Annotated in this window: 23 protein-coding genes; 16 read left to right on the plus strand and 7 right to left on the minus strand. The window is 67.8% G+C overall.

All coding sequences use genetic code 11. From position 1 onward, the window contains the following. The first annotated feature begins 95 nt into the window (after positions 1-95). The 4 genes from ACEOAB_RS19165 to ACEOAB_RS19180 are packed head-to-tail and all read left to right on the plus strand — an operon-like array spanning position 96 to position 5,679. Positions 96-1,874, plus strand: coding sequence for an ATP-binding cassette domain-containing protein (locus ACEOAB_RS19165; RefSeq protein ID WP_413750942.1), 1,779 nt, complete (start codon positions 96-98; stop codon positions 1,872-1,874). Beyond that, positions 1,871-3,001 (plus strand): ABC transporter permease, encoded by a 1,131-nt coding sequence (locus tag ACEOAB_RS19170; RefSeq protein ID WP_413750941.1) that lies wholly within the window; start codon positions 1,871-1,873, stop codon positions 2,999-3,001. Before ACEOAB_RS19165 ends, ACEOAB_RS19170 begins: the two co-directional genes overlap by 4 nt. Positions 3,002-3,012: 11 nt before the next feature. Further along, complete coding sequence (locus tag ACEOAB_RS19175; RefSeq protein ID WP_413750940.1) at positions 3,013-4,131, plus strand: ABC transporter permease; 1,119 nt, start codon at positions 3,013-3,015, stop codon at positions 4,129-4,131. A gap of 15 nt (positions 4,132-4,146) precedes the next feature. Beyond that, a complete protein-coding gene (locus ACEOAB_RS19180) occupies positions 4,147-5,679 on the plus strand; it encodes an efflux transporter outer membrane subunit (RefSeq protein WP_495653047.1) in 1,533 nt (510 codons plus the stop codon). Between the two features lie 13 nt (positions 5,680-5,692). Here the strand turns inward: ACEOAB_RS19180 and ACEOAB_RS19185 are convergent, their stop codons facing one another. After that, a complete protein-coding gene (locus ACEOAB_RS19185) occupies positions 5,693-6,757 on the minus strand; it encodes an ROK family protein (RefSeq protein WP_413751208.1) in 1,065 nt (354 codons plus the stop codon). A 113-nt stretch (positions 6,758-6,870) separates the two neighbouring features. Here ACEOAB_RS19185 and ACEOAB_RS19190 point away from each other — a divergent pair, with 113 nt between their 5' ends. Beyond that, positions 6,871-8,424, plus strand: a complete 1,554-nt coding sequence (locus tag ACEOAB_RS19190; RefSeq protein ID WP_413751207.1) for an ABC transporter permease/substrate-binding protein — start codon at positions 6,871-6,873, stop codon at positions 8,422-8,424. Positions 8,425-8,718: 294 nt separating this feature from the next. Here the strand turns inward: ACEOAB_RS19190 and ACEOAB_RS19195 are convergent, their stop codons facing one another. The 6 genes from ACEOAB_RS19195 to ACEOAB_RS19220 form a co-directional block, all read right to left on the minus strand. Further along, complete coding sequence (locus tag ACEOAB_RS19195) at positions 8,719-10,155, minus strand: aldehyde dehydrogenase family protein (protein ID WP_495653048.1); 1,437 nt, start codon at positions 10,153-10,155, stop codon at positions 8,719-8,721. A gap of 85 nt (positions 10,156-10,240) precedes the next feature. Continuing rightward, positions 10,241-11,596: a glucarate dehydratase gene (gudD, locus tag ACEOAB_RS19200; RefSeq protein WP_413749581.1), complete on the minus strand. Its 1,356-nt coding sequence runs from the start codon at positions 11,594-11,596 to the stop codon at positions 10,241-10,243. A 112-nt stretch (positions 11,597-11,708) separates the two neighbouring features. Further along, on the minus strand, positions 11,709-12,158 hold the full coding sequence (locus tag ACEOAB_RS19205) for a nuclear transport factor 2 family protein (protein ID WP_413749580.1): 450 nt from the start codon (positions 12,156-12,158) through the stop codon (positions 11,709-11,711). Between the two features lie 47 nt (positions 12,159-12,205). After that, a complete protein-coding gene (gene kdgD, locus ACEOAB_RS19210) occupies positions 12,206-13,117 on the minus strand; it encodes a 5-dehydro-4-deoxyglucarate dehydratase (protein WP_007836417.1) in 912 nt (303 codons plus the stop codon). Between the two features lie 54 nt (positions 13,118-13,171). Then, entirely contained in the window at positions 13,172-14,173 is a 1,002-nt protein-coding gene (locus tag ACEOAB_RS19215) for a Bug family tripartite tricarboxylate transporter substrate binding protein (protein WP_413749579.1), read from the minus strand. A 110-nt stretch (positions 14,174-14,283) separates the two neighbouring features. Beyond that, positions 14,284-15,153 (minus strand): FadR/GntR family transcriptional regulator, encoded by an 870-nt coding sequence (locus ACEOAB_RS19220; RefSeq protein WP_413749582.1) that lies wholly within the window; start codon positions 15,151-15,153, stop codon positions 14,284-14,286. Between the two features lie 219 nt (positions 15,154-15,372). Here ACEOAB_RS19220 and ACEOAB_RS19225 point away from each other — a divergent pair, with 219 nt between their 5' ends. The 11 genes from ACEOAB_RS19225 (at position 15,373) to asd (ending at position 26,601) form a co-directional block, all read left to right on the plus strand. Then, on the plus strand, positions 15,373-16,188 hold the full coding sequence (locus ACEOAB_RS19225; RefSeq protein WP_413749577.1) for an NAD-dependent epimerase/dehydratase family protein: 816 nt from the start codon (positions 15,373-15,375) through the stop codon (positions 16,186-16,188). Further along, positions 16,178-17,074, plus strand: a complete 897-nt coding sequence (locus ACEOAB_RS19230; RefSeq protein ID WP_413749576.1) for an SMP-30/gluconolactonase/LRE family protein — start codon at positions 16,178-16,180, stop codon at positions 17,072-17,074. The genes ACEOAB_RS19225 and ACEOAB_RS19230 overlap by 11 nt, the downstream gene beginning before the upstream one ends. A gap of 39 nt (positions 17,075-17,113) precedes the next feature. Then, on the plus strand, positions 17,114-18,091 hold the full coding sequence (locus ACEOAB_RS19235) for a TRAP transporter substrate-binding protein (RefSeq protein WP_413749575.1): 978 nt from the start codon (positions 17,114-17,116) through the stop codon (positions 18,089-18,091). Between the two features lie 66 nt (positions 18,092-18,157). Beyond that, entirely contained in the window at positions 18,158-18,646 is a 489-nt protein-coding gene (locus ACEOAB_RS19240; protein ID WP_056590080.1) for a TRAP transporter small permease, read from the plus strand. A gap of 146 nt (positions 18,647-18,792) precedes the next feature. Beyond that, the gene (locus ACEOAB_RS19245; protein ID WP_056590077.1) at positions 18,793-20,088 is read left to right on the plus strand and encodes a TRAP transporter large permease; all 1,296 of its coding nucleotides are present in this window, start codon (positions 18,793-18,795) and stop codon (positions 20,086-20,088) included. Between the two features lie 50 nt (positions 20,089-20,138). Next, positions 20,139-21,713, plus strand: coding sequence for a galactarate dehydratase (garD, locus tag ACEOAB_RS19250; protein ID WP_056590074.1), 1,575 nt, complete (start codon positions 20,139-20,141; stop codon positions 21,711-21,713). Positions 21,714-21,735: 22 nt separating this feature from the next. Next, positions 21,736-22,497: an SDR family NAD(P)-dependent oxidoreductase gene (locus ACEOAB_RS19255; protein WP_056590071.1), complete on the plus strand. Its 762-nt coding sequence runs from the start codon at positions 21,736-21,738 to the stop codon at positions 22,495-22,497. A gap of 72 nt (positions 22,498-22,569) precedes the next feature. Continuing rightward, positions 22,570-23,547 (plus strand): tripartite tricarboxylate transporter substrate binding protein, encoded by a 978-nt coding sequence (locus ACEOAB_RS19260; RefSeq protein ID WP_413749574.1) that lies wholly within the window; start codon positions 22,570-22,572, stop codon positions 23,545-23,547. 10 nt (positions 23,548-23,557) lie between these two features. After that, complete coding sequence (locus ACEOAB_RS19265) at positions 23,558-24,625, plus strand: lactonase family protein (protein WP_413749573.1); 1,068 nt, start codon at positions 23,558-23,560, stop codon at positions 24,623-24,625. A gap of 35 nt (positions 24,626-24,660) precedes the next feature. After that, positions 24,661-25,656 (plus strand): Bug family tripartite tricarboxylate transporter substrate binding protein, encoded by a 996-nt coding sequence (locus ACEOAB_RS19270; protein WP_413749572.1) that lies wholly within the window; start codon positions 24,661-24,663, stop codon positions 25,654-25,656. 93 nt (positions 25,657-25,749) lie between these two features. Further along, positions 25,750-26,601 (plus strand): archaetidylserine decarboxylase, encoded by an 852-nt coding sequence (gene asd / locus ACEOAB_RS19275; RefSeq protein WP_413749571.1) that lies wholly within the window; start codon positions 25,750-25,752, stop codon positions 26,599-26,601. The last annotated feature ends 42 nt before the right edge of the window (positions 26,602-26,643 follow it).

Here is a 26,643-nt window from a genome sequence, read left to right on the forward strand (position 1 = left end):
GCAGACGGCGTACCCATCGAGCGCTCTGCCTGCCCCCATCCCAGCCTTCCCCCAGCGGGGGAAGGAGCAAGACCTCCCACACGGAGGGCTGTTGAATGCAATGCACCGGGCCGGCCGTGGCCGGGCGCTCGCTGCACAAGCGCTTCGTGCCGAAGGCGCCGGCCGCGACCGTGCACGCGCTCGACGACGTGTCGCTCGAAGTACCCGCCGGCACGCTCACCGCGCTGGTCGGTCCCGACGGCGCAGGCAAGACCACGCTGCTGCGCCTCATGGCCGGCCTGATGCGCGCCGACCAGGGCGAGCTGCGCGTGCTCGGCATCGACGTGTCGGCCGACCCGCAGGCGGTGCAGGACCGCATCAGCTACATGCCGCAGCGCTTCGGCCTCTACGACGACCTCAGCGTGCAGGAAAACCTCGACCTCTACGCCGACCTGCACGGCGTGCCGCGCGCGCAGCGGCGCGAGCGCTACGCACGGCTGATGGAAATGACCGACCTCGGCCGCTTCACCAGCCGCCCCGCCGGCAAGCTCTCGGGCGGCATGAAGCAGAAGCTCGGGCTGGCCTGCACGCTGGTGCGCTCGCCCGACCTGCTGCTGCTCGACGAGCCGACCGTGGGCGTGGACCCGCTCTCGCGCCGCGAGCTGTGGGAGATCGTGCAGCAGCTGGTCGACGACGAAAAGCTCTCGGTCATCGTCAGCACCGCCTACCTCGACGAGGCCGAGCGCTGCAGCCATGTGTTCGTGCTGCGCGGCGGCAAGCTGCTGGTGCAGGGCGCGCCCGGCGAACTGCGCGACCGGGCGCGCGGCCTCTGCTTTGTCGCAACGCCGCCCGATGGCGAACCGCCGCGATTGCTTCAGGCCCGCCTGCTCGACGCGCGGCAGGACATCGTCGATGCGGTGCCGCAGGGCGGCGAGGTGCGCTTCATTCGCCGCGAGGAAGCAGACGGCGCGCGGCTCGATGCGTTGCTCGACGGCGCGCACACCGAGCCCGTCGCGCCGCGCCTCGAAGACGGCTTCATGATGCTGCTGCGCACGCAGCCATCGCCCGCCAGCGACACCATTCCGCCAGCGGCCATGGCGACGCCCGACGGCAAACCCGGCGAGGTGGTCATCGAGGTCAAGGACCTCGTGCGCCGCTTCGGTGATTTCGTCGCCGTGGCCAACACCAGCTTCTCGGTGCGGCGCGGCGAAATCTTCGGCCTGCTCGGCCCCAACGGCGCGGGCAAGACCACCACCTTCCGCATGCTCTGCGGCCTGCTGCCCGCCAGCGGCGGCCAGTTGCGCGTGGCCGGCGTCGACCTGCGGCATGCACGCGCACAGGCACGCCAGCGCATCGGCTACGTCTCGCAGAAGTTCGCGCTCTACGGCAACCTCACGGTGCGCGAGAACCTCTCGTTCTTCGGGGGTGCTTACGGCCTGCGCGGCGCGAAGCTGTGCGAGCGCATGGACACGGTGCTGCACCAGTTCGACCTTGCCCAGGCACTCGACACGCCCAGCGGCCAACTGGCCGGCGGCTACAGGCAGCGCCTGGCGATGGCCACCGGCCTGCTGCACGAGCCCGAGATTCTGTTCCTCGACGAGCCCACCAGCGGCGCCGACCCGCTCGCGCGCCGCGAGTTCTGGCGCCGCATCACGGCTCTGTCCGAAGGCGGCACCACGGTCGTCATCACCACGCACTTCATGGAAGAGGCGGAGTACTGCGACCGCATCGTGATCCAGGACGCAGGCAAGGTGCTGGCCATCGGCACGCCGCAGGAGGTGCGCGCGCAGGCGCTGGGCGAGGAAGACGGCGAGAGACGCATCGACATGGAACAGGCCTTCATCGGCATCGTCGAGAAGGCGCGGCACAAGAGCACGGAAGAGGTGGCGGCATGAACGGCTTCCGGTCCCGCCTGGTCTCCCTCACGCGCAAGGAGTTCCGCCAGCTGCTGCGCGACCGCAGCAACCTCGCCATCGGCATCCTGCTGCCGATGGTGCTGATCCTGATCTTCGGCTACGGCATGTCGCTCGACGTGAAGAACGCGCCCGTGGCGGTGGTCATGGAAGACGCCTCGCCGACCGCGCACGAGGCCATTGCCGGGCTGCAGCTCTCGCCCACCATCGCGCCAATACTGCTGGGCTCGATGCACGACGCCGAAGCGTTGATGCAAGAGCGCAAGGTCGACGGCATCGTGCGCGTGCCGGCCGATTTCTCGCGCGCGCTCGCTGCCGGCAATGCTCGCGTGCAGCTCATCGTGCATGGCTCGGACGCGGGGCGCGCGAGCATCATCAAGGCCTATGTGAGCGGCGCCCTCGCGCAAGCGGGCGTGCGGCAGGCGGACCGCAACGGCAACGCTGCCGGCGCCCCACCCGCAGGCAGCGTCGCCATCGAGCAGCGCATGTGGTTCAACGCCGCGAACACCAGCACCTGGTATCTGGTGCCGGGCTTGATCGTGCTCATCATGACGCTGGTCGGCGCCTTCCTCACCGCGCTGGTGATGGCGCGCGAATGGGAGCGCGGCACGCTGGAGGCGCTGTTCGTCACGCCGGTGCGGCCGGTCGAGATCCTGCTGGCCAAGATCATCCCGTACTTCGCGGTCGGCATGCTCGGGCTCACGCTGTGCCTGCTCTCCGCGCGCTACCTGTTCGCGGTGCCGATGTACGGCTCGCTGCTGGTGGTGGTGTTCAGCTCGATGCTGTACCTGATCGTGGCCGTGAGCCTGGGCCTCGTGATCTCGTCGGTCACGCGCAACCAGTTCCTCGCGAGCCAGGTGGCGCTGATCGCGACCTTCATGCCTTCGATGATGCTGTCGGGCTTCCTGTTCGATCTGCGCAACGTGCCCACTGCCGTTCGGGTGGTGGGGCACCTGCTGCCGGCCACCTATTTCATGGACCTGATCAAGACGCTGTTCCTCGCCGGCGACGTGTGGCCGCTGATCTGGCGCAACTGCGCGATCCTGCTGGCGTACGCGGTGGGCCTGCTGCTGGTGGCGCGCGCGGTAACGCGCAAGAGCCTCGACTGAGGGCCGACGCCATGATCGATTTCCTCATGCGCATCGCCAACCTCTGCCGCAAGGAGCTGCTGACGATCCTCAAGGACCCGGCCACGCGCGCCATCCTGGTCGCGCCGGCGTTGCTGCAGAGCCTGGTCTTCGGCTACGGCGCGACCTACGACCTCACCAACGTACCGTACGCGCTGCTCGACCAGAGCCGCAACGGCGCCTCGTCGGAACTCATCGCGCACCTGGACAGCACGGGCGTGTTCCACCGCGTGGCCACGCTGCGCTCGCAGGCCGACATCCGCGAGGTGATCGACACCGAGCAGGCGCTGCTCGTCCTCCAGATTCCCGCCAACTTCGAGCAGCAGCTCAGCGCGGGGCAGACCACGACGATCCAGCTGATCCTCGATGCGCGCAACTCCAACACCGCGGGCTCGGCGGCGGGCTACGTGAGCGCGGTGGTCGAACGCTACAACGCGGAACTGCGCGCGCGCGCGGGCGCCCCGCCGTCGCCGCTGGTCATCGAATCGCGCGCATGGTTCAACCCGAACCTCGAAACGCGCTGGAACCTGCTGCCCGGCATGATCGCTGCGCTCAGCATGCTGCAGACGCTGCTGCTCACCGCGCTGTCGGTGGCGCGCGAACGCGAGCAAGGCACCTTCGACCAGCTGCTGGTCACGCCGATGTCGCCGCTCGAGATCATGATCGGCAAGGCGCTGCCGCCGGTGCTGGTGGGGCTGGTGCAGTCGTCGCTGATCCTGCTGGTGGCGCTGTTCTGGTTCCGCATTCCGATGGCGGGCTCGCTGCTCACGCTGTACACGGGGCTGGTGTTCTTCACGGTCGCGAGCGTGGGCATTGGCCTGTCGATCTCGGCCGTGTCGGCCAACATGCAGCAGGCCATGCTCTACGCATTCGTGCTGCTGATGCCGCTGATGCTGCTGTCGGGCCTGACCACGCCGGTGCGCAACATGCCGCACGCGCTGCAGGTGGCCACGCTGGCCAACCCGCTGCGCTTTGCCATCGATCTCGTGCAGCGCGTGTACCTCGAAGGCGTGGGGCTGGGCACGGTCTGGCACAACCTGATTCCGCTGGCCGTCATCGCCGCCATCACGCTGCCGCTGGCGGCCTGGCTGTTCCGCAACCGTCTTGTCTGAAACCGGGAGCACGCCATGCCTCTTCTGTCCGCTCCTCGCGCCGCGACCGCCTTCGCCTTCTCCCTGTTGCTCGCCGGCTGCGCGGTGGGGCCCGACCACAAGCCGGCCGAGGTGCGCACGCCCGCCGACTGGACTGCCTGGCATGGCGGCTCGCCCGCACTTCTGGGCGCGGAACGGCAAGGCGCTTCCACCGGCGGCATCGCATCCGGCGACTGGAGGGCCTTCAACGATCCGGTGCTGGACCGCCTCGAAGCCATGGTGCTCGCAAGCAACCCCGACCTTCAGACTGCCGCCCTGCGCTTCGCACAAAGCCGCGTACAGCGCACCACCACGGCGGCGCAGCAGGGGCCACAGGTGAATGCGAGCGCCGGCGTCACCCGGCAGCGCCAGAGCGAAAGCGGCGCCGCCACGCGGATGATCGATGCGCTTGGCTCGTCGGTCTCCAACCGCGACCAGCTCATCCGCACGCTCAGCGAGCCCTACAACCTCTACCAGGCCGGCTTCGATGCCTCGTGGGAGATCGACCTGTGGGGCCGCGTGCGCCGGGCCATCGAGGCGGCCGATGCCGACGCGAGCGCCTCGTCCGCGCTGCTGCGGCAGGCCCGGCTCAGTGTGCAGGCCGAGCTGGCGCGCAACTACTTCGAGCTGCGCGGCACGCAGCGCGAACTGCGCATCGCGCGCGCCGACATCGCGGCAGCCGCCGAGTCGCTCGAACTGGTGCAGGCGCGCGCCAACGGCGGCCTCGTCACCGACCTGGACCCCGTACGCCAGCGCGCGCTGGTGGCCGAACTGCGCGCGCGCATTCCCGCGCTGCTGCAGCAGGAAGCCGATGCGATGAACCGCATCACGCTGCTGGCCGGTGCCGCGCCCGGCGCGCTGAACACCGAACTGGCCGACACCGCCACCGGCGACGCACTCGACGCCCCGGCGCTCCCCGCCCTCGCGCTGGGCCAGCCCGCCGAACTCGCGCGCCGCCGCCCCGACATCGCGGCCGCCGAGGCGCAGCTGCATGCAGCCACCGCCCGCATCGGCGTGGCCGTGGCCGACCTCTATCCGCGCGTGACGCTGGGCGTCGGCTTCGGCTACGAATCGGTAGGCAGCGAACGTTTCGGCGAATGGGGCAGCCGGCAGTGGCACGTGGGCCCGTCGATCAGCCTGCCGATCTTCGACAACGGACGCCGCCGCGGCACCGTGGAGCTGCGCGAGCTGCAGCAGCAGGAAGCGGCCATGGCCTTTCAGCAGACCGTGCTCAAGGCCTGGCACGAGATCGACTCGGCGCTCACCGCCTACGCCGCCGAGCGGCAGCGGCAGACCGAACTGGCCGAGCGCGAGCGCCGCAGCCGCGACGCGCTGGTGCTGGCACATGCGCGCCACGCGGGCGGACTCACCGACTTCGGCGTCGAACTCGATGCGCGCCGCACGCTGCTGCAGGCGCAACGCGACCGGGCGCAGAGCGCAAGCCGGCTCGCGGTCGGGCTGGTGGCGGTCTACAAGGCATTGGGTGGTGGCACGCTGGTGCTGGAAGGCCCGCAGACCGAACACCGGTAATGCAGCCCCGGCCTCAAAGCCGGTTCGTGAAGCTCGCGTTGCCCAGCCCCGTGCCGATGGTCAGCACGCCCCAGTGCCGCACGTCGCGCATGAAAGGCAGTTCGCTCAGGCCCTGCACCACCGCGTCGTTGTGCATCAGCGCCAGCGTCGGGCCCGAGCCCATCATCGGCATGCGCTGCCACAGCTGGCTGGGCAGGTGGAAGGCGTGGCTGTCCCAGTCGCCGGGCAGGTTCTGCGCGCCGCGCGCTATGAAGCCGTCCGGCCGGATCAGGCCCGGACAGCCAATGCCGACGAAGGGCGCGAGCCGGATCTTCCTGCGCTCGCTGTAGCGGACCATGTCTTCCAGCATGTCGGCGATGTGTTCGACCATGCCGCCCCGGTCGGGCCCTTCGTCCGCATGGCGCCACTTCTCGCGCCGCACCACCTTCGCGAGCGAGAAGTCGTGCGCCTTGCGGTGGCGCGTCTTCACGATGCCGCAGCGCACGTTGGTGCCGCCGATGTCCACCGCGAGGATCGCGTCGTGCTTCTTCAGCATGGCGCGCGGCACAAGGTGCGCCCAGCCGATCAGCCCGCCGTCGTCCACGTCGTGCGAGAGGCGGCCGATCTGCACCTGCAAGCCCATCTCCTCGAGGATGGCGCCGGTCTGCAGGATGGCGCGCTCGCCCACGTCGCTCTCGGGAAAGCCGCCGCCGACCACGATGCGCTGCACCTTCCGCCACGAGGGCTGGCGCATGAAGCGCTGGATCACCAGGGCCAGCTCCTGCGCGAACTCCTCGATGGCGCCATGCATCACGTCGGAGGCCTCGGTGGCCTTCTTTTCCTGCAGTGCGCGGTCAAGCTCCCCCTTGCCGAGGTCGCGCGAATGCGAAACGCCCAGCGGGTCCTTGCCCTTCCTGCGGCGGCGCTTGCGCCAGCGTTCGAGCAGTTCGCGAAAGGCCGTCTGGCTGGCCTGATCGCCGACAAAACCGTCCTTGTCGCGCAGCTGCAGGCTGTAGCCGTCGACCTGCACGCCCGGCAGCTCGCGCAGGCCGTGGACGTCGGGGCCGGGGAGTTCGTTCTTCGTGGAGCGGCTCTTCATGGCAACCGACTGTGGGCCCGATCAACGAGCCGCCCCATCGGCACCGCGCACCACGGCGTGTAGGAGAGCGGCGGGTGCGCGCCAAACGGAGCGATGTCTATACACTGGCCCGGATGCATCTGCCCCGCAGTTTCTGGCGCGCCGCCCTGCTGTACGCCCTCGCATGGCTTGCCATCGCGCCCGCCCCCGCACAAGCCGCGGACGAGACGCTGCGCGTAGGCTCCAAGCGCTTCACCGAGTCGTACATCCTGGCCGAGCTGCTGGCGCAGACGGCGGCGCCGCACACCGCCTCGGCGCCCATCGTGCGGCAAGGCCTTGGCAACACGGCCATCGTGTACGAGGCGCTGCGCTCGGGCGCCATCGACCTGTACGCCGAATACACCGGCACCATCGCGCTCGAAATCCTCAAGGGCACGCCGGCGGACACGCGCGAAGCCATGAACGCGGCGCTCGCGCCGATGGGCCTGGGCGTGGCCATTCCGCTGGGCTTCAACGACGGCTATGCGCTCGCGGTGCGCGCAGCCGACGCCGAGCGGCTGGGCCTGCGCACGCTGAGCGACCTGGCGAAGCACCCCGAGCTGAAGTTCGGCCTGTCGAACGAATTCATCGGCCGCGCGGACGGCTGGAAGGGCCTGGCCGGGCGCTACGGCTTCACGCAGATGCCCACCGGCCTCGACCACGGGCTGGCCTACGACGCGGTGGCCGCGAAGCAGATCGACGTGATCGACATCTACACCACCGACGCCAAGATCGACCACCTCGGCCTGCGCGTGCTGGAAGACGACAGGAAGTACTTTCCGCGCTACGACGCGGTGGTGCTCTACAAGCTCGACCTGCCCACGCGGCTGCCGCAGGCCTGGGCCGCGCTGAAGACGCTCGAAGGCCGCGTCGACGAGCGCGCGATGATCGCGATGAATGCGCGGGCCGAGCTGCAGAGCGTGCCCTTCGACACCATCGCGCGCGACTTCCTCGCGAGCGCGGGCAAGGGCGCGAAGGCGCAGCCGCAGGAAGCGCGGCGCGGCTTCATGGCCAAGCTGTTCGGGCCGGACCTGTGGAAGCTCGCGCGACAGCATCTGCTGCTGGTGGCGGTGTCGGTCGGCGTCGCGATTCTCATCGGCGTGCCGCTGGCGATCCTGGTGTTTGCGCACGTTCGGTTGCGCGCGGTGGTGCTGGGTTTCGCGAGCCTGCTGCAGACCGTGCCTTCGCTGGCGCTGCTGGCGGTGCTGATCTCGATGCTGGGCGCCATCGGCGCACTGCCGGCGCTGATCGCGCTGACGCTCTATTCGCTGCTGCCGATCATGCGCAACACGGTGACGGGCCTGGCCGAAGTTCCCAACGGCCTGCGGATGGCCGGCACTGCACTCGGCATGACACCGCCGCAGAGCCTTCGGCTGGTGCTGCTGCCGCTGGCACTGCCCACGCTGCTGGCGGGCGTGCGCACCGCGACCTCGATCGCCATCGGCACGGCGACCATCGCGGCCTTCATCGGTGCGGGTGGCTTTGGCGAGCGCATCGTGACGGGGCTGGCGCTCAACGATCGCGAACTGCTCGTTGCGGGCGCATTGCCGGCGGCTGCGCTGGCGTTGCTGAGCGAAGGCCTGTTCGAACTCGTGGAATACCTGATGCGGCGGCGTCGTCGCGTGCCGCCGTCTTCGCTGCCTTCCTGAATCGTTCGTTTCTTTCGGGGCGTGTGCGAAGGGCACCGGGTACTCCCCTCCGCGAATGTCCCCCGGCCTGCGGCCTCCTCCTTTATTTCGCTGCGGGGAGCACCCGATGCCCTTCGCACATGGACGCAGTCGTTGTGCTGGCCGCACAAGCGCTACGTCCATCGATCACGCCGATGGGGTGCCTTGCGCAGCGAAATAAAGGGGGAGGCCGAAGGCCGGAGGACATTCGCGGAGCAAGGTACCCCGTCGGCGTGAGCGCGCCCCGAACACAGCGCGCTCAAAGCCGCAAAAGGATCAGGCCAGCGTGTAAGCCGTCTTCACGGTAGTGAAGAACTCCTGCGCATACTTGCCCTGCTCGCGCGGACCGTAGCTCGAACCCTTGCGGCCGCCGAACGGCACGTGGTAGTCCACACCCGCTGTCGGCAGGTTGACCATCACCATGCCGGCCTGGCTGTGGCGCTTGAAGTGCGTGGCGTACTTCAGGCTCGTGGTCGCAATGCCCGCCGAAAGGCCGAACTCGGTGTCGTTGGCCGTGGCCAGCGCCTCTTCGTAGTTCTTCACGCGGATCACGCTTGCGACCGGCCCGAAGATCTCTTCCTTGTTGATGCGCATCGCGGCGGCCGATTCGCTGAAGAGCGCGGGCGACATGTAGTAGCCGTCGGTGTCGAGCTTCAGCAGCTCGCCGCCGGCCGCCAGCGTGGCGCCTTCGCCCTTGCCGATGGCAACGTATTCCATGTCCTGGTCGAGCTGCGACTTGGACGAGACGGGGCCGATGTCGGTGCCCTGCGCGAGCGCATCGCCGACCTTGATCTTGGCCATGCGCGCCTTCATCGCCTCGATGAACTTGGGGTAGATGCCTTCGGTCACGATGAGGCGGCTCGACGCGGTGCAGCGCTGGCCGGTGGAATAGAACGCGCTCTGCACGCTGAGCTCCACGGCCTGCGCGAGGTCGGCATCATCCAGGATCACCTGCGGGTTCTTGCCGCCCATCTCGAGCTGCACCTTCTTGTGGTTGGTGACGCATTGCACGGCGATGTTGCGGCCCACGCCGACCGAGCCGGTGAAGCTGATCGCATGGATGCCGGGGTGGTTGACCAGCGCGTTGCCGATCACGCTGCCGCGGCCCATCACGAGGTTGAACACACCGGCCGGGATGCCCGAACGGCTGATGATTTCGGCCAGCGCCCAGGCGCAGCCCGGCACGAGGTCGGCAGGCTTCAGGACCACGCAGTTGCCGAAAGCGAGCGCAGGCGCGATCTTCCAGGCCGGGATGGCGATGGGGAAGTTCCACGGCGTGATGAGGCCGACCACGCCGACCGGTTCACGCGTGATTTCGACGCCGATGTTCGGGCGCACCGAAGGCAGCACTTCGCCCGACAGGCGCAGGCATTCGCCGGCGAAGAACTTGAAGATCTGGCCGGCGCGCGTGGCTTCGCCGATGCCTTCGGCGCGGGTCTTGCCTTCTTCACGGGCCAGCAGCGTGCCGAGTTCTTCCTTGCGCGCGAGGATTTCGGTGCCGATCTTGTCGAGCGCGTCGGAGCGCGCCTGGATGCTGCCCGTGGCCCAGGCCGGAAAGGCAGCGGTGGCGGCAGCAACGGCAGCCTCGACGTGCGAAGCGTCGCCCTGCGTGTACTGGCCGAGCACGTCGGACAGGTTGCTGGGGTTGAGGTTGGGGCTGTAGCTTGCGCCGGCACGCCATTCGCCGCCGATCAGGTTGTCGAAGTTTTGCATGAGGGGTTCCTTGCTGCTCGATGGAAAGAAAGAAGCCGGAGCACTGGGTGTCCGGCTGCGGAAATGGAAACGGGAGACTAAACCTTCAACGGACCATGCAAGGTTTTTTGTTGTCGAAAGTCCATCCCGGAATCAAGTATTGCATTGCCTGCGCGTCGTTGCGCGCGCCCAGGCCGTGCTTCAGGTAGAGCTGGTGCGCCTTCTCGACTGCATCCATGTCGAGTTCCACGCCGAGGCCACCGCGCGTGGGCACCTTCACGAAGCCGCCCTCGATCTGCAGCGGCTCTTTCGTCAGGTGCTGGCCGTCCTGCCAGATCCAGTGCGTATCGATCGCGGTGACCTTGCCCGGCGCCGCGGCCGCCACGTGCGTGAACATGGCCAGCGACACGTCGAAGTGGTTGTTCGAATGCGAGCCCCAGGTCAGCCCCCAGGCCTGGCACAGCTGCGCCACGCGCACGGAGCCCTGCAGGGTCCAGAAGTGCGGATCGGCCAGCGGAATGTCGACCGACTGCAACGACAGGCTGTGCACCATCTCGCGCCAGTCGGTTGCCACCATGTTGGTGGCTGTCGGCAGGCCGGTGGCGCGGCGGAATTCGGCCATCACCTCGCGGCCCGAGAACACGCCTTCGGCGCCGCACGGGTCTTCGGCATAGGCCATCACGCCGTGCAGGTCGCGGCACAGGCGAATCGCGTCCTGCAGCAGCCAGCCGCCGTTCGGGTCGAGCGTGACGCGCGCCTGCGGAAAGCGCTCGTGCAGCGCGCGGATCGCCTCGACTTCTTCTTCGCCGCGCAGCACGCCGCCCTTGAGCTTGAAGTCGGTAAAACCATAGCGCGCATGCGTGGCCTCGGCCAGGCGCACGATGGCCTCGGGCGTCATGGCTTCTTCATGGCGCAGGCGGAACCAGTCGTTGTCGGCGCCGGGGTCGCTTTCGTACGGCAGGTCTGTCTTGTTGCGGTCGCCCACGTAGAAAAGGTAGCCGAGCATCTGCACCGCGTCGCGCTGCTGGCCTTCGCCGAGCAGGGCCGCCACGGGCACTTCGAGATGCTGGCCGAGCAGATCGAGCAACGCCGCCTCGACGGCGGTCACTGCATGGATGGTCACGCGCAGGTCGAAGGTCTGCAGGCCGCGGCCGCCGCTGTCGCGGTTGGCGAAGGCGCTGCGCATGCTGTTGAGCACGGCGTTGTGGCGGCCGATGGGCTGGCCGACGATGAGGCCGCGCGCGTCTTCGAGCGTCTGGCGGATCTTCTCGCCGCCCGGCACTTCGCCCACGCCGGTGTGGCCGGCGCTGTCGGTCAGGATCAGCAGGTTGCGCGTGAAGAACGGACCGTGCGCGCCGCTGAGGTTCATCAGCATGCTGTCGTGGCCCGCGACGGGAACCACGCGCATGCCGGTGACGACAGGGGCACCGTTGACGGGAGAAGTGGAATCTGAAGATGTCATTTCGAATCAATCCAAAAACCGCGCCGGCCCCTTCGGGAAACACCGCGGGAACCAGCTCTGCCGGGGCCACTGGTGTTGCTCCGGCAAGGGTGTGCGCGAAGCCTGGGGAGTATTAGATCCTCACGGCCTGGCGGGCGAGCAGCTTCCAGCTTCCGCCCTGCTTCTGCCAGACGCCGAGGATCTTCAGCGCCACCTTGCCGGGCTTGCCCGAATCGTTGGTGTCGGCCGCGAGCGTGTGGCGCACGATGGCGGTCTGGCCGTCGACCACCTTGATGGTCTGGTCGGTGATCGTGATGGCCACGAAGTCCGACTTGCCGTCCACCAGGTCGCCGATGAAGCTGGCCTTGGTGTCGACCTTGCCGCTCGAGTGGCCATAGCTCAGGTCGTCGGCCACCAGCGCGCCGAGCGCGGCGGCGGTCGGATCGATCATGGCGATGCGCAGGCGCTCGGCGGCGGCGGCCACTTCGGGCGAGGCCGATGCCGCATTGCCCGCCGGCATCATCGAGCAGCCGGAGAACGCGGCCACCGCGGCGGCAATCAGGAAGAGCTTCTTGAGGAACATTGCCTTGTCTCCGTGTTGTTGTTGTTCGTGTTCGACAGCTTGCCTGCTTACTGCGGGCCGAGCGCGTCGATCAGCGCCTTGAGCTGTTCCATCTCCGCGGGCTTCAGGTCGGTGAGCGGTGCGCGCACCGGGCCCGCGTCGTGGCCGACGATCTTGGCGCCCGCCTTCACGATGCTCACGGCGTAGCCCGGTGTGCGGTTGCGCAGTTCGAGGTAGGGCATGAAGAAGTTCTTCAGCAGGCGGTGCTGCGTCGGCAGGTCGTCGGCAGCCACGGCCTTGTAGAAGTCCATGGCGGTCTTCGGAATGAAGTTGAAGACAGCCGACGAATACACCGGCGTGCCCATCGCCTTGTAGGCAGCGGCATAGACCTCGGCCGTGGGCAGGCCGCCCAGGTAGGCGAAGCGGTCGCCCATCTTCTGGTAGATGGCGACCATGGCCTCGATGTCGCCGATGCCGTCCTTGAAGCCGACGAGGTTGGGGTTGCGCTCGGCCAGGCCGGCCAGCGTGTCGGGCTTCAGGCGGCTGGTGGCGCGGTTGTAGACGATCACGCCGAACTTCACGCTCTTGCACACGGCCTCGACGTGCGCGGCCAGGCCTTCCTGGCCGGCTTCGGTGAGGTAGTGCGGCAGCAGCAGGATGCCGTGCGCGCCGGCCTTCTCGGCGGCTTGCGCGCACTGGATGGCGAAGCGCGTGGGGCCGCCGGCGCCAGCAATGATCGGCACCACGCCGCGGCAGGTGTCGACGGCCGTCTGGATGATGCCGGGGTATTCGTCGCCGGTCAGCGAGAAGAACTCGCCCGTGCCGCCGGCCGCGAACAGAGCGCTGGCACCGTAGGGGGCGAGCCATTCGAGGCGCTCGACGTAGCCCTTCTTGTTGAAGTCGCCGTTGCTGTCGAAGTCGGTCAACGGGAACGAGAGCAGGCCGGAGCCCATGATGGTCTTGAGTTCTTGCGGGTTCATCGGGAAGAGTCCAGTGAAGATTTGGGGGGAAAGAAAAAGATGTGCGGCAGCCGGTCAGTCGAGCCTGACGTTGGCCTCTTTGATGACTTGCGCCCAGCGCGCGCGCTCCTTGGCGAAGAACTGGTCCTGCTCGGCCACGGTCATGGTCACGACTTCTGCGCCCTGCCCCGCGAGGCGTGCGCGGATGTCGGGCGTGCGGATGATGCGCACCAGTTCCTTGTTGAGCCGGGCGATCACCGCGTCGGGCACGCCGCGCGCCGCGACCACGCCCTGCCAGGTGCCCGACTCGTAGCCGGGGGCGCCCTGCTCCGCGATGGTCGGCACGTTGCCGATCAGCGGCATGCGCGTGGACTTGGACACGGCAATCAGCTTGAGCTTGCCGGACTGCACGTGCGGGTAGGTGGCGAGCATGCCGTTCATCAGCACCTGCGTCTGGCCCGAGACGGTGTCGAGCACGGCCTGCACGCCGCCCTTGTAGGGCACGTATTCCCACTTGGCGCCGACCCTGCGCTGCAGTTCGATGCCGGCGAGGTGCGCCGTGCTGCCGCTGGCGGTCACGGCAAAGTTGAAGTCGCTTTTCTTCGAGAGCTCGACCAGTTCCTTCAGCGTGTTCGCCTGCACCGAGGGGTGCACCACCAACAGGTGCGGCGAGTAGGCCAGCATGGACACGCTGCGCAAATCCTTCGACGGGTCGAACGGCAGCTTGGGGTACAGCGACGGGCTGATGGCCAGCGCGCCGAGGTCGCACAGCATCAGCGTGTAGCCGTCGGCCGGTGCCTTGGCCAGCAGGTCGGCGCCGAGATTGCCGTTGGCGCCGGCCTTGTTGTCGATGATGACCGACTGGCCCAGCGCCTCCGACAGCGGCTGGCTGATGGAGCGCGCAATGATGTCGGATGAGCCGCCCGGCGGGTACGGGACGATGATGCGGATCGGCTTCGAGGGCCAGTTGCCGCCCCCACCCTGCTGCGCGCCCTGCGCGATGGCGCTCAGCGGCAGGCTGGCGGCCAGGGTGGTGGCGAGTGCGGCACCGAGTGCGCCGCGCCGGTTGATGGTCATGTTGCCTCCAGTTGTTCGATGGTCGTCATGGCTTCGCCCATGTCCGAGCGAGTTATCAGTCATCGTACAACTAGAAAAACAACTTGTCCAGCCTGGCCGGCAAGAAAAATTCAGCTGGAGGGAATGTCGTCGGGCGACGGCGCGGCCGTGCCTGCGGCCGCATCGGCCTTCGCCTTCTGCTGCGCGGCCTCCTGCGCCAGGCGCAGCCGCTCGCGGCTGTTGGTCAGGTGGATGCGCATGGCCGCGCGCGCCGACTCGGGGTCGCGCCGCGCGATGGCCGCGTAGATCTCCTCGTGCTCGCGGTTGACCCGATTCAGATAGGGCGCGCCACCCTCGTGCGTGCGGATGGCGCTGATGCGCGTGCGCGGAATGAGCGTGGTGCCCAGGTGCCGCATGATGTCCGCGAAATAGGGGTTGCCGGTCGATTCGGCGATCTGCAGGTGGAAGCGGAAGTCCGGCCCCACGGTGTCGCCCGCCACGACCACGTTGCGCTCGAAGTCGTCGAGCGCCTGGCGCATGGCGACCAGTTGCTCGTCGGTGCGGCGGCTGGCGGCGAGGCCGGCCGATTCGGTTTCCAGGCTGATGCGCAGCTCCAGCACGGCCAGCACGTCGACCGATGCAGCGATCTCGCCGGGATCGAGGCGAAACACCCCGCCCGCCCGCGGCTGCAGCACGAAGGTGCCCACGCCGTGCAGCGTCTCGACCAGCCCGCCGGCCTGCAGCTTCGACAGCGCCTCGCGCACCACGGTGCGGCTCACGCCATAGGCCTGCATGATGGCCGACTCGGTCGGCAGCTTGTCGCCCGGGCGCAGCGACTGGCTGCGGATTTTTTCGCCCAGGTCTTCCACCAGCCCATGCGCGAGGCCGCGTGCGCGCTGGCGCGGTCGCCCCACGAAAGCGGCTCCCGCAGCCGAAGCGGCAGACGCCGTTTCCGTCGGCGTTTGTGATTCCAAGGGATTACCCGCAGTCGACTGAGCCATGGCCACGATGATAATCTCCAACTAGTTGTACGACAACAGATAACTCATCTCACATCTCCTGGCGCCGCCGGCCATTTCGCCTGCGGCTTTCGGCTTCCACGGCACCGACATGCAGCCCTTTGACTTCGCTCCGTCGGCATCGTACCGGCCGCTTTCAGAAAAGCGCCGTGACGGCGGGCCCTCGGAAACCATGACTCCTGAATGTATGGACGCGCAACGATGACAGACAAGAAGATGAACCGCCTCCTCCTGACCGGCGCGGCCGGCGGACTCGGCAAGGTGCTGCGCGAGCGGCTCAAACCCTTTGCCGGCACGCTGCGCCTGTCGGACATCGCTTCGCTTTCGCCGGCCGTGGACGCGAGCGAGGAAGTCGTGCCCTGCGACCTGTCGGACAAGGCGGCAGTGCATGCGCTGGTCGAGGGCTGCGACGCCATCGTCCACCTGGGCGGCGTGTCGGTGGAGCGCCCGTTCGAGGAAATCCTTGAAGCCAACATCAAGGGCGTGTTCAATGTCTACGAAGCCGCGCGCCGCCGCGGCGTGAAGCGCGTGGTGTTCGCGAGCTCGAACCACGTGATCGGCTTCTACAAGCAGAGCGAACACATCGACGCACACGCCGTGCGCCGGCCCGACGGCTACTACGGCCTGTCGAAGTCCTTTGGCGAGGACATGGCGCAGTTCTACTTCGACCGCTGGGGCATCGAGACCGTGAGCATCCGCATCGGCTCCTCGTTCCCGGAGCCCGCCAACCGCCGCATGATGAGCACCTGGCTCAGCTACCGCGACCTGACGACGCTGATCGAGAAGTCGCTGTTCACGCCGGACGTGAAGCACACGGTGGTCTACGGCATGTCGAACAACCGCGACGTGTGGTGGGACAACAGCGCGGCCGCGCACCTGGGCTTCGTGCCGCAAGACAGCTCGGAGGTGTTCCGCGACAAGGTCGAGGCACAACCACCTGTCGCGCCGACCGACCCGAACGCCATCTACCAGGGCGGCGCCTTCACCGCGCAAGGCCCCTTCGGCGATGCAAGCTGAACTGGTTCTCGACGCGCGCAACGGCACCGGCGAAAGCCCGGTGTGGCATGCCGCGCAGCAGGCGCTGTACTGGGTCGACATTCCGGCGCGCACGCTGAACCGCTGGCACGCGAGCGAAGGCCATGCGCAATGGACGGCGAACGAAATGATCGCCTGCATCGCGCCGCGCGCCGACGTGCCCGGCGAATGGATCGCCGGCATGGAAAGCGGCCTGTTCTCGCTGAAGCCGCAGGCCGACGGCACGCTGGCCGCCAGCCCGCTCGCCCCCGTCGCGCATACGGCACCGGCCATGCGCTTCAACGACGGCCGCTGCGACCGCCAGGGCCGCTTCTGGGCCGGCACGATGCTGCTCGACATGGCGGCCGGTGCGCACATCGGCCGCCTCTACAGCTACGGCAAGGGCAGCGACAACGCCGCTGCGCGCCTCGACGATCTCATCGTGCCCAACGGCCTGGCCTTCAGCCCGGACGGCCGCACGATGTACCTCTCGGACTCGCACCCGAGCGTGCAAGCCGTCTGGGCCTTCGACTACGACACGGACACCGGCACGCCCACCAACCGCCGCCTGTTCATCGACATGAAGCCCCTGCCCGGCCGCCCCGACGGCGCCGCCATGGACACCGACGGCTGCTACTGGATCTGCGGCAACGACGCCGGCCTGGTGCACCGCTTCACGCCCGACGGCCGGCTCGACCGCTCGCTCGAAGTACCGGTGAAGAAGCCCGCCATGTGCGCCTTCGGCGGCCCGGACCTCGACACGCTCTTCGTCACCTCCATCCGCCCCGGCGGCATCGACCTGTCGGACCAGCCGCTGGCCGGCGGGGTGTTCGCGCTGCGGCCCGGTGCCGGCATCGCGGGCATGTCCGAGCCGGCCTTCGGCACCTGACCCATTTTTTCGACAACCCCCAAGCAGAGGAAGAGACAAATGAAGTTCCGCAAGACCCTGGTCGCACTTTCCGCGTGCGCCGCAGCCGCGCTGACCACATTGGCTGCACACGCCACCGAGTTCCGCTCGGCCGACATCCATCCCGACGACTACCCCACCGTGACCGCGGTGAAGTTCATGAGCGAACGCCTGAAGGCGCTGTCGGGCGGCAAGCACAGCATCAAGGTGTTCAACAACAGTTCGCTCGGCAGCGAAAAGGACACCATCGAGCAGACCAAGATCGGCGCGCTGCAGATGGTGCGCGTGAACATCGCCCCGATGAACAACATCTGCGCCGAGACGCAGGTGCCGACCATGCCCTTCCTGTTCCGCTCGGTCGACCACCTGCACAAGGTGCTGGACGGCCCGATCGGCGAAGAGATCCTGAAGTCGTGCGAGAAGCAGGGCTTCGTGGGCCTGGCCTACTACGACAGCGGCGCGCGCTCGATGTTCACGGCCAAGAAGCCGGTGCGCAGCTTCGCCGACATGAAGGGCCTGAAGGTGCGCGTGCAGCAGTCGGACCTGTGGGTGTCGATGCTCGAAGCCATGGGCGCCAACGCCACGCCGATGCCCATGGGCGAGGTCTACACGGGCCTGAAGACCGGCCTGATCGACGCCGCCGAGAACAACTACCCCACGTATGAAAGCGCGCGCGCCTTCGAGGTGGCCAAGTACTACAGCAAGACCGAGCATTCGATGGCACCCGAGATGCTGCTGTTCTCCAAGCGCGTGTGGGACAAGCTCTCGGCCGAGGAGCAGGGCTGGATCCGCCAGGCCGCCAAGGAGTCGGTGCCCTACATGCGCAAGCAGTGGGAAGAGCGCGAGATCAAGTCGCTGGCCACGGTGAAGGCCGGGGGCGCCGAGATCATCGAGGTCGACAAGGCCCCGTTCCAGGCCGCGATGAAGCCGGTGTACGACAAGTTCATCACGGACGCGAAGCTCAAGGACCTGGTCAAGCGCGTGCAGGACACGAAGTAAGTCCGTTTCCCCTTCGACTCGACTCGCTCCCCCTCCTTCCCCCTGCGGGGAAGCGCAAAGAAAATTATGTACACCAAACTTTGCCGCACTCTCGCACGTGCCTGCATGTGGTTGGGCATCCTCGGTCTCGTCGCGGTGATCTGCGCCGTGAGCTGGCAGGTGTTCGGCCGCTACGTGCTCAACAACACTCCCACCTGGGCCGAAAGCCTCGCGCTGCTGCTGGTGCTCTACGTCACCATGCTCGGCGTGGCGGTGGGCGTGCGCGACGCGGGCCACATCGGCCTCGAATCGTTCCTCGTGCTCGCGCCCGACTGGCTGCGGCTGAAGATGGAATACCTCATCCACGCGCTGATCCTTCTGTTCGGCATCGCCATGGCCTGGAACTGCGCCTCGCTTGCCGAATCGGTGTGGGACTACAGGCTGCCCACGCTCTGGATCTCCGAGGGCTGGAAATACGTGCCCGCCGCCGTGGCGGGTGTCCTCATCGTGATGTTCTCGATCGAACACATCATCGCTTTGGCCCAGGGCCGCGAAGTCGAACCCGCCTGGGGATAACGAATGCACACCCCCAGGCTTCGCGCACTTCGTGTCGCTTCTCCGCTCCCCTTGCAGGGGGCAATGCCTGCGGCCCGGCAAAGCCGGTTCCGCGGCATTCCACGAACAGTCCATAGCGCCCCCACCACCGGCGAGGCGGCCAGATCATGACCATTCCCCTGTTGATTCTCTGCATCTCGTTCACGCTCTTCCTTTTGCTGGGCGTTCCGGTGGCTTTCTCCATCGGCCTGTCGGCCCTGGCCACGCTGCTCTATGAAGGCCTGCCGCTGGCGGTCGGCTTCCAGCAGATGACCTCCGGCATGGGCATCTTCTCGTTCCTGGCCATTCCGTTCTTCATCTTCGCGGGCGAGCTGATGCTCTACGGCGGCATCGCGGACCGCATCGTCAACCTGGCGCGCGACCTCGTGGGCCACGTGCGCGGCGGCCTCGGCATGTCGAACGTGGTGGCCTGCACCTTGTTCGGCGGCGTCTCGGGCTCGCCTGTGGCCGACGTCTCGGCCATGGGTGCCGTGATGATCCCGATGATGAAGAAGGAGGGCTATCACGCCGACTACGCGGTCAACGTGACGACCCACGCGGCACTGGTGGGCGCGCTGATGCCGACCAGCCACAACCTGATCATCTATTCGCTCGCAGCGGGCGGCAAGGTGTCGATCGCGGCGCTGATCCTGGCCGCGCTGCTGCCGGCGGCGGTGCTCACCATCAGCAACCTCGCGGCCGCCTACCTGGTGGCGGTGAAGCGCGGCTACCCCGCAGGCAGCTTCCCGGGCTGGGCCATCGTGGCGCGCTCGTTCGCGGCCGCCCTGCCGGGCCTGTTCATCGTGATCCTGATCCTGGGCGGCATCCTGTCGGGCGTGTTCACCGCGACCGAATCGGCCGCCGTGGCGGTGCTCTATGCGCTGGCGCTCACGATCTTCGTGTACCGCACGCTGAAGTGGGAGCACTTCGTCAAGGCGGCCTCGAAGGCGGTGCGCACCACGGGCGTGATCCTGCTGCTGATCGGCATCTCGAGCACCTTCGGCTACCTCATCAGCCTGTACGGCGTGGCCGAGCTCACGGGCGAGATGCTGTCGCAGGTGACCAGCACGCCGTGGGTGATCTTCCTGCTGATCAACATCATCCTGTTCGTGCTGGGCACCTTCCTGGACATGGCGGCCACCATCCTGCTGTGCACGCCGATCTTCCTGCCCATTGCACAGCACTACGGCATGACCTCGGTGCAGTTCGGCATCGTGATGCTGATCAACTGCGCGCTGGGCCTGAACACGCCGCCCGTGGGCACGACGCAGTTCGTCGGCTGCGCGATCGGCGGGGTCTCGGTGGGCACGGTGATGAAGACCATCTGGCCGTTCTATGGAGCGCTGATCTTCGCCCTCGGCGTGGTCACCTTCGTTCCCGCCTTCTCGACTTGGCTGCCGAGCATGTTCATGATCGTGAAATGACGGTGTTCCACGAAGGGACCGCGATTTTCCTGCCGCCTTGGAAGCCTGATATGCCTGACACCGCAAGACCTCCGCTCTACATCCGCATCCACGCTGCGGACAACGTCGCCATCGTCGCCAACGACGGCGGCCTGAAAGCCGGCGCGGAATTCGCCGACGGCCTGCGACTGGTCGACAACGTTCCGCAAGGCCACAAGGTCGCGCTGGCCGACCTGGCCGAAGGCGACGCCATCCGCCGCTACGACGTGGTGATCGGCTATGCGCTGAAGGCGCTGCCGCGCGGCAGCTGGGTGCACGAGCGCGTGATGCGCATGCCGGTGGCGCCCGGGCTCGACGGCCTGCCCATCGCGACGGTCAAGCCCCCTGCCCTGCCGCCGCTGGAGGGCTACACCTTCGAGGGCTACCGCAACGCCGACGGTTCGGTGGGCTCGCGCAACATCCTCGCCATCACGCAGACGGTGCAATGCGTGGCCGGCGTGACCGACTTCGCGGTGCAGCGCATCAAGGCCGAGCTGCTGCCCAAGTACCCGAACGTCGACGACGTGGTGGCGCTGGAGCACAGCTACGGCTGCGGCGTGGCCATCGATGCGCCCGATGCCATCGTGCCGATCCGGACGCTGCGCAACATCAGCCTCAACCCGAACTTCGGCGGCGAGGTGATGGTGGTGAGCCTGGGCTGCGAGAAGCTGCAGCCCGAGCGGCTGCTGCCGCCAGGAAGCATTCCGATCGTCGACAAGCGCGGCGAGGCACCTGGCGACACGGAGCTCGACGTGGTTTGCCTGCAGGACGACGAACACATCGGCTTCATGTCGATGATCGACTCGGTCATGCGCCAGGCCGACGAACACCTCGCGCGGCTCAACAGGCGCCGGCGCGAAACCGTACCCGCCAGCGAACTGGTGGTGGGCGTGCAGTGCGGCGGCAGCGACGCCTTCTCGGGCGTCACCGCCAACCCTGCCGTGGGCTTCTGCACCGACCTGCTGGTGCGCGCGGGCGCCACCGTGATGTTCTCGGAAACGACCGAGGTGCGCGACGGCATCGACCAACTCACCTCGCGCGCGTCCACGCCCGAGGTGGCCGAGGCGATGATCCGCGAGATGGCCTGGTACGACGACTATCTGCAGAAGGGCCGCGTCGACCGCAGCGCAAACACCACGCCGGGCAACAAGAAGGGCGGGCTGTCCAACATCGTCGAGAAGGCGATGGGCTCGATCGTCAAGTCGGGCTCGGCGCCGATCAGCGGCGTGCTCGCGCCCGGCGAGAAGGCCATGCAGAAGGGCCTGATCTATACCGCCACGCCGGCCAGCGATTTCATCTGCGGCACGCTGCAGCTGGCGGCCGGCATCAACCTGCATGTGTTCACCACCGGCCGCGGCACACCCTACGGGCTGGCCGAAGTGCCGGTCATCAAGGTCGCCACGCGCAGCGACCTCGCGCGCCGCTGGCACGACCTGATGGACGTGAACGCGGGCCGCATCGCCGACGGCGAGGCCAGCATCGAGGACGTGGGCTGGGAGCTGTTCAGGCTGATGCTCGACGTGGCCAGCGGCCGCAAGAAAACCTGGGCCGAGCACTGGAAGCTGCACAACGCGCTGGTGCTGTTCAACCCGGCACCCGTGACCTGATCCCTTCGTACGGAGCAAAGACATGGAAGACCTCAAGGACAAGACAGCGCTGGTCACCGGCGCCAGCACCGGCATCGGCGCCGCGGTGGCCGTCGCCTTTGCGGCGCGCGGCATGCGCGTGGCGGTGCACTACAACAGCTCGGCCGATGCGGCGAACGGGGTGGTCGACACCATCCGCGCGGCCGGCGGCACCGCATTCGCGCTGAAGGCCGACGTGCGCGACACGGCCGCGATCCGCGAATGCGTGAAGCAGGCCGCGGCGCAGCTGGGACGCATCGACGTGCTCGTCAACAACGCCGGCAGCCTGGTCAAGCGCGTGCCGATCGCCGAGTTCGACGACGCGCTGTTCGACGAGGTGATGCACATCAACGCGCGCTCGGTGCTCGCCTACTGCCGCGAGGTGGTGCCGCTGATGCGCGCGCAGGGCGGCGGCAACATCATCAACGTGACCTCGGTCGCGGCACGCACCGGCGGCGGGCCGGCCGCCTATTTGTACGCGGGCTCGAAGGGCTTCGTGAGCACGGCGACGCACGGGCTCGCGAAGGAGCTGGTGGGCGACCGCATCCGCGTGAACGCGGTGGCGCCCGGTGTGATCCAGACCCCGTTCCAGGACCGCTTCTCGACGCCCGCGATGCTGGAGAACTTCCGCGCCAGCATTCCGATGGGCCGCATCGGCGTGCCCGAGGAATGCGTCGGCGCCTTCCTGTACCTGGCGTCGGAGCAGCTCTCCGGCTACGTCACGGGGCAGGTGATCGAGGTGAACGGCGGCCAGTACATGCCCTGAGGCACGCACGAAGAACACGAGGAGGCCTTCCGCGAGGCCCGGGATCAGATCAACAACGGAGACGACGACACCATGAAAAGAATCCAGCTTGTCCGCGGCATCGCCGCCCTCTCGGCCACGGCCGCGCTCTCGCTCGGGCTGGCCGCGCCGGCCGCGGCGCAAGCCGATTTTCCGAATCGTCCGATCGAGCTGCTGGTGCCCTACCAGCCCGGCGGCGGCACCGATGGCCTGGCTCGCGCTTTTTCCGAGGCGAGCCGCAAGCACATCTCGCAGAGCATCGTGATCGTCAACCGCCCCGGCGCGGGCGGCGCCATCGGCTGGACGGAGGTGATCAACGCCAAGCCCGACGGCTACAAGCTCGCGGTGCTCACGGTCGAGCTGCTGACGCTGCCGCACCTGGGCCTTGCCAAGTTCAACTACGACGACTTCCAGCCGATCGCACAGCTCAACGCCGATCCGGCGGCGATCACCGTGAAGGCCGACGCGCCGTGGAACACCATCGAAGAGTTCCTGGCGGCCGCGAAGAAGTCGCCCGAGAGCGTGCGCGTGGGCAACTCGGGCAACGGCTCGATCTGGCACCTTGCCGCCGCGGCGCTCGAAGACAAGACCGGCGCGAAGTTCGGCCACATCCCGTTCCAGGGCGCGGCGCCGGCGGTGCTGGCGCTGCTCGGCGGACACATCGAGGCCGTGGCGGTGAGCCCGGCGGAAGTCACCACGCACGTCCAGGGCGGCAAGCTCAAGGTGCTGATGGTGATGGCCGACAAGCGCGTGAAGGGCTTCGAGAAGGTGCCCACCGCCAAGGAGCGCGGCATCGACCTGTCGATCGGCACCTGGCGCGGCCTCGGCGCGCCGAAGAACACACCGCCCGAAGTGATGGCGAAGCTGCGCGAGATGACGGCAAAGACCGCCGCCGAGCCGCTGATGCACGAGGTGATGGACAAGCAGAACCTGGGCTACGTCTACACCGACGGCGCCGTGTTCAAGGAGACGCTGGCCAAGGACAACGTGTACTTCAAGCAGCTCATCACCAAACTGAACATCAAACCCTGAACCACAGACCATGAAAAAGAAAACCATCGCGTCGCTGTTGTGGCTGGCCGCCATCGGCCCCGCCTCGGCCGCCACCTGGGTCTACGTGTCCAATGCGGACAGCCAGGAAATCTCGGTGCTCGAGCTCGACCGCGCCCAGGGCGCGCTCAAGCCGGTGCAGACGCTGAACGTGGGCGGCACGGTGATGCCGATGGTGGTGAGCCACGACAAGCGCGTGCTGTATGCCGCGCTGCGCTCGCAGCCGTTTCGCGTGGCCTCGCTGTCGATCGACGGCGCCACCGGCAAGCTGCAGAAGCTCGGCGAGGCGCCGCTGGCCGACAGCATGGCCAACATCGACCTGGACGCGAGCGGCAAGTGGCTCTTCGCGGCCTCCTACCAGGGCGGCAAGATCACGGTCAACTCCATCGGCAAGGACGGCGCCGCGGGCCCCGTCCATCAATTGATCCAGACCGGGCCCAACGCGCACGCCATTCACGCAGACGCGAGCAACCGCTTCGTGCTGGCCACCAGCCTGGGCGGCGACAACGTGTCGAGCTGGCGCTTCGACGCCGAGAAGGGCCTGCTGTCGCCCAACGATCCACCACTGACGACCACATCCGCGAAATCGGGCCCGCGCCACTTCATCTGGGACAAGGCGCAACGCCACGTCTACCTGCTGGACGAACTCGACGCCGCCCTGCACGTGTTCGCATGGGACGCGGTGCGCGGCACGCTCAAGCTCGAACAGAGCACGACCACGCTGCCCGCCGGCTTCACCGGCAAGCCCTGGGCCGCCGACCTGCACCTGACGCCCGACGGGCGCTACCTGTACGCGTCGGAGCGCACTTCGAGCACGCTCTCCGCATTCAAGGTCGATGCGGCCACCGGACAACTGCAGCCGCTGGGCCAGACCCCGACCGAGAAAGTGCCGCGCGGCTTCGCCATCGACTCCAGCGGGCGCTATCTCATCGCCGCCGGACAGGAATCGCACGGCATCTCGCTCTACGCCATCGACGCCGCCACCGGCGCGCTGGGCAAGCCCCAGCACCTGGACGTCGGCAAGAACCCGAACTGGATCGAGATCGTCGACATGCCCTGACGGCCCCGCACCACCCATCACAAGGAGACACCTGCATGCAACGCCGCACACTCATTCGCACCGCCCTCGCCTCTTCGCTCGCCGCCGGCCTTCCGGCCGCCTTCGCACAGGGCGGCGGCAACTGGCCGACGGGCAAGGCCATCACCTACCTCGTGCCCTTTCCCGCCGGCGGCACCACCGACGTGCTGGCCCGCCTGATCGGGCAGAAGCTCGGGCCCGTGCTGGGCACTAGCGTGATCATCGACAACAAGGGCGGCGCCGGCGGCAGCGTGGGCTCCGAGGTCGGTTCGCGCGCCGCGCCCGACGGCTTCACGATGGTCGGCGGCACGATCAGCTCGCACGCGATCAACGTGAGCCTGTATCCGAAGCTGGGCTACGACCCGCAGAAGTCGTTCGCGCCGGTGACGCTGATCGGCACCAACCCGGTGGTGCTGGTGGTGAACCAGGCGAGCCCTTACAAGACGCTGAAGGACGTGATCGCAGCCAGCAAGGCCAAGGCCGGCGGGCTCTCGTCGGCCTCGGCCGGCACGGGCACCTCGCAGCACCTGGCGCTGGAGCTGATGGCCTTCAAGTCGGGCGTGAAGTTCACGCACATTCCGTACAAGGGCAGCGGCCCGGCGATCCAGGACGTGATCGGCGGACAGGTCGACATGATGTTCGACACCACGGTGGTGGCCGGCCCGCACATCCAGAGCGGCAAGCTGCGCGCGATTGCGGTCACCTCGTCGAAGCGGCTGGCCTCGATGCCGGACGTGCCGACGGTGGCCGAGTCGGGCGTGCCCGGCCTGCAGGACTTCGAGGTCGTTTCGTGGCAGGCGATCTTCGTGCCCGCGGGCACGCCGGCGCCGGTGGTCGACCGGCTGCACACCGAGATCCGCAAGATCCTCTCCGCGCCCGAGATGCAGGACAAGCTCAAGGGCTTCGGCATGGAACCGGCCGACCTGAGCACCGCGCAGATCGCGGCGTTCCAGAAGGCCGAGGTGGAGAAGTGGGCGCAGGTGATCAAGGCCGCGGGGATCAAGGCCGACTGACGGCGGGCCCGAACCAAGGGAAGCTTCCTACGCTCCCGGGGAGAAGCGCTTTATAGAATGCCCTTCCGATTTCGCATTCCAGGCCTCTCCCACGTGTCCGACCGCTCCGCTGTACTGCCCCAATACCTGTTCCCCAAGCAGGCCCTGACCAATTTCGCCGGCTGGGTCGCGGGCAAGGAACGGGGCGCCGTCACGACGTGGATCATCCGGCGCTTCGTGGCCAAGTACGGCGTGGACATGGGCGAGGCGCTCGAGTCGGACATCCACCACTACAAGAGCTTCAACCAGTTCTTCACGCGCGAACTCAAGCCCGGCGCGCGGCCGATCGCGCAGGCCGACCTGGTCTGCCCCGTGGACGGCGCGATCAGCCAGTTCGGCGCGATCCGCGGCGACCAGATCTTCCAGGCCAAGGGCCACGACTACACGACCACCGCGCTGGTCGGCGGCGACGCCGCGCTGGCCGCGAAGTTCGCGCACGGCAGCTTCGCGACGCTCTACCTGAGCCCGAAGGACTACCACCGCATCCACATGCCCTGCGACGGGCGGCTGGTGCGCATGATCCACGTGCCGGGCGACCTGTTCTCGGTGAACCCGACCACGGCGCGCGGCGTGCCCGGCCTGTTCGCACGCAACGAGCGCGTGGTGTGCGTCTTCGAATCGGCGCGCGGGCCTTTCGTGCTGGTGCTGGTGGGTGCCACCATCGTCGGCAGCATGGCCACGGTGTGGCACGGCGTGGTCAATCCGCCGCGCGTGGGCGAACTGCGCGAGTGGAGCTACAACGACCGGCAGATCGACATCCGCAAGGGCGACGAGATGGGCCGTTTCTTGCTCGGCTCGACGGTCGTCATGCTCTTCCCGGCGCCTGCGCTGGCCTTCAACCCGGCATGGTCGCCAGGCCGCGCGATCCGGCTGGGCGAAGCCATGGCCAACTACGCCAGTTTGTGAGGCTTTGTCTCACAACCCGCATGCAGCAAGCCCTGGCAGCTA

It is taken from the genome of Variovorax sp. Varisp53, assembly GCF_059491555.1.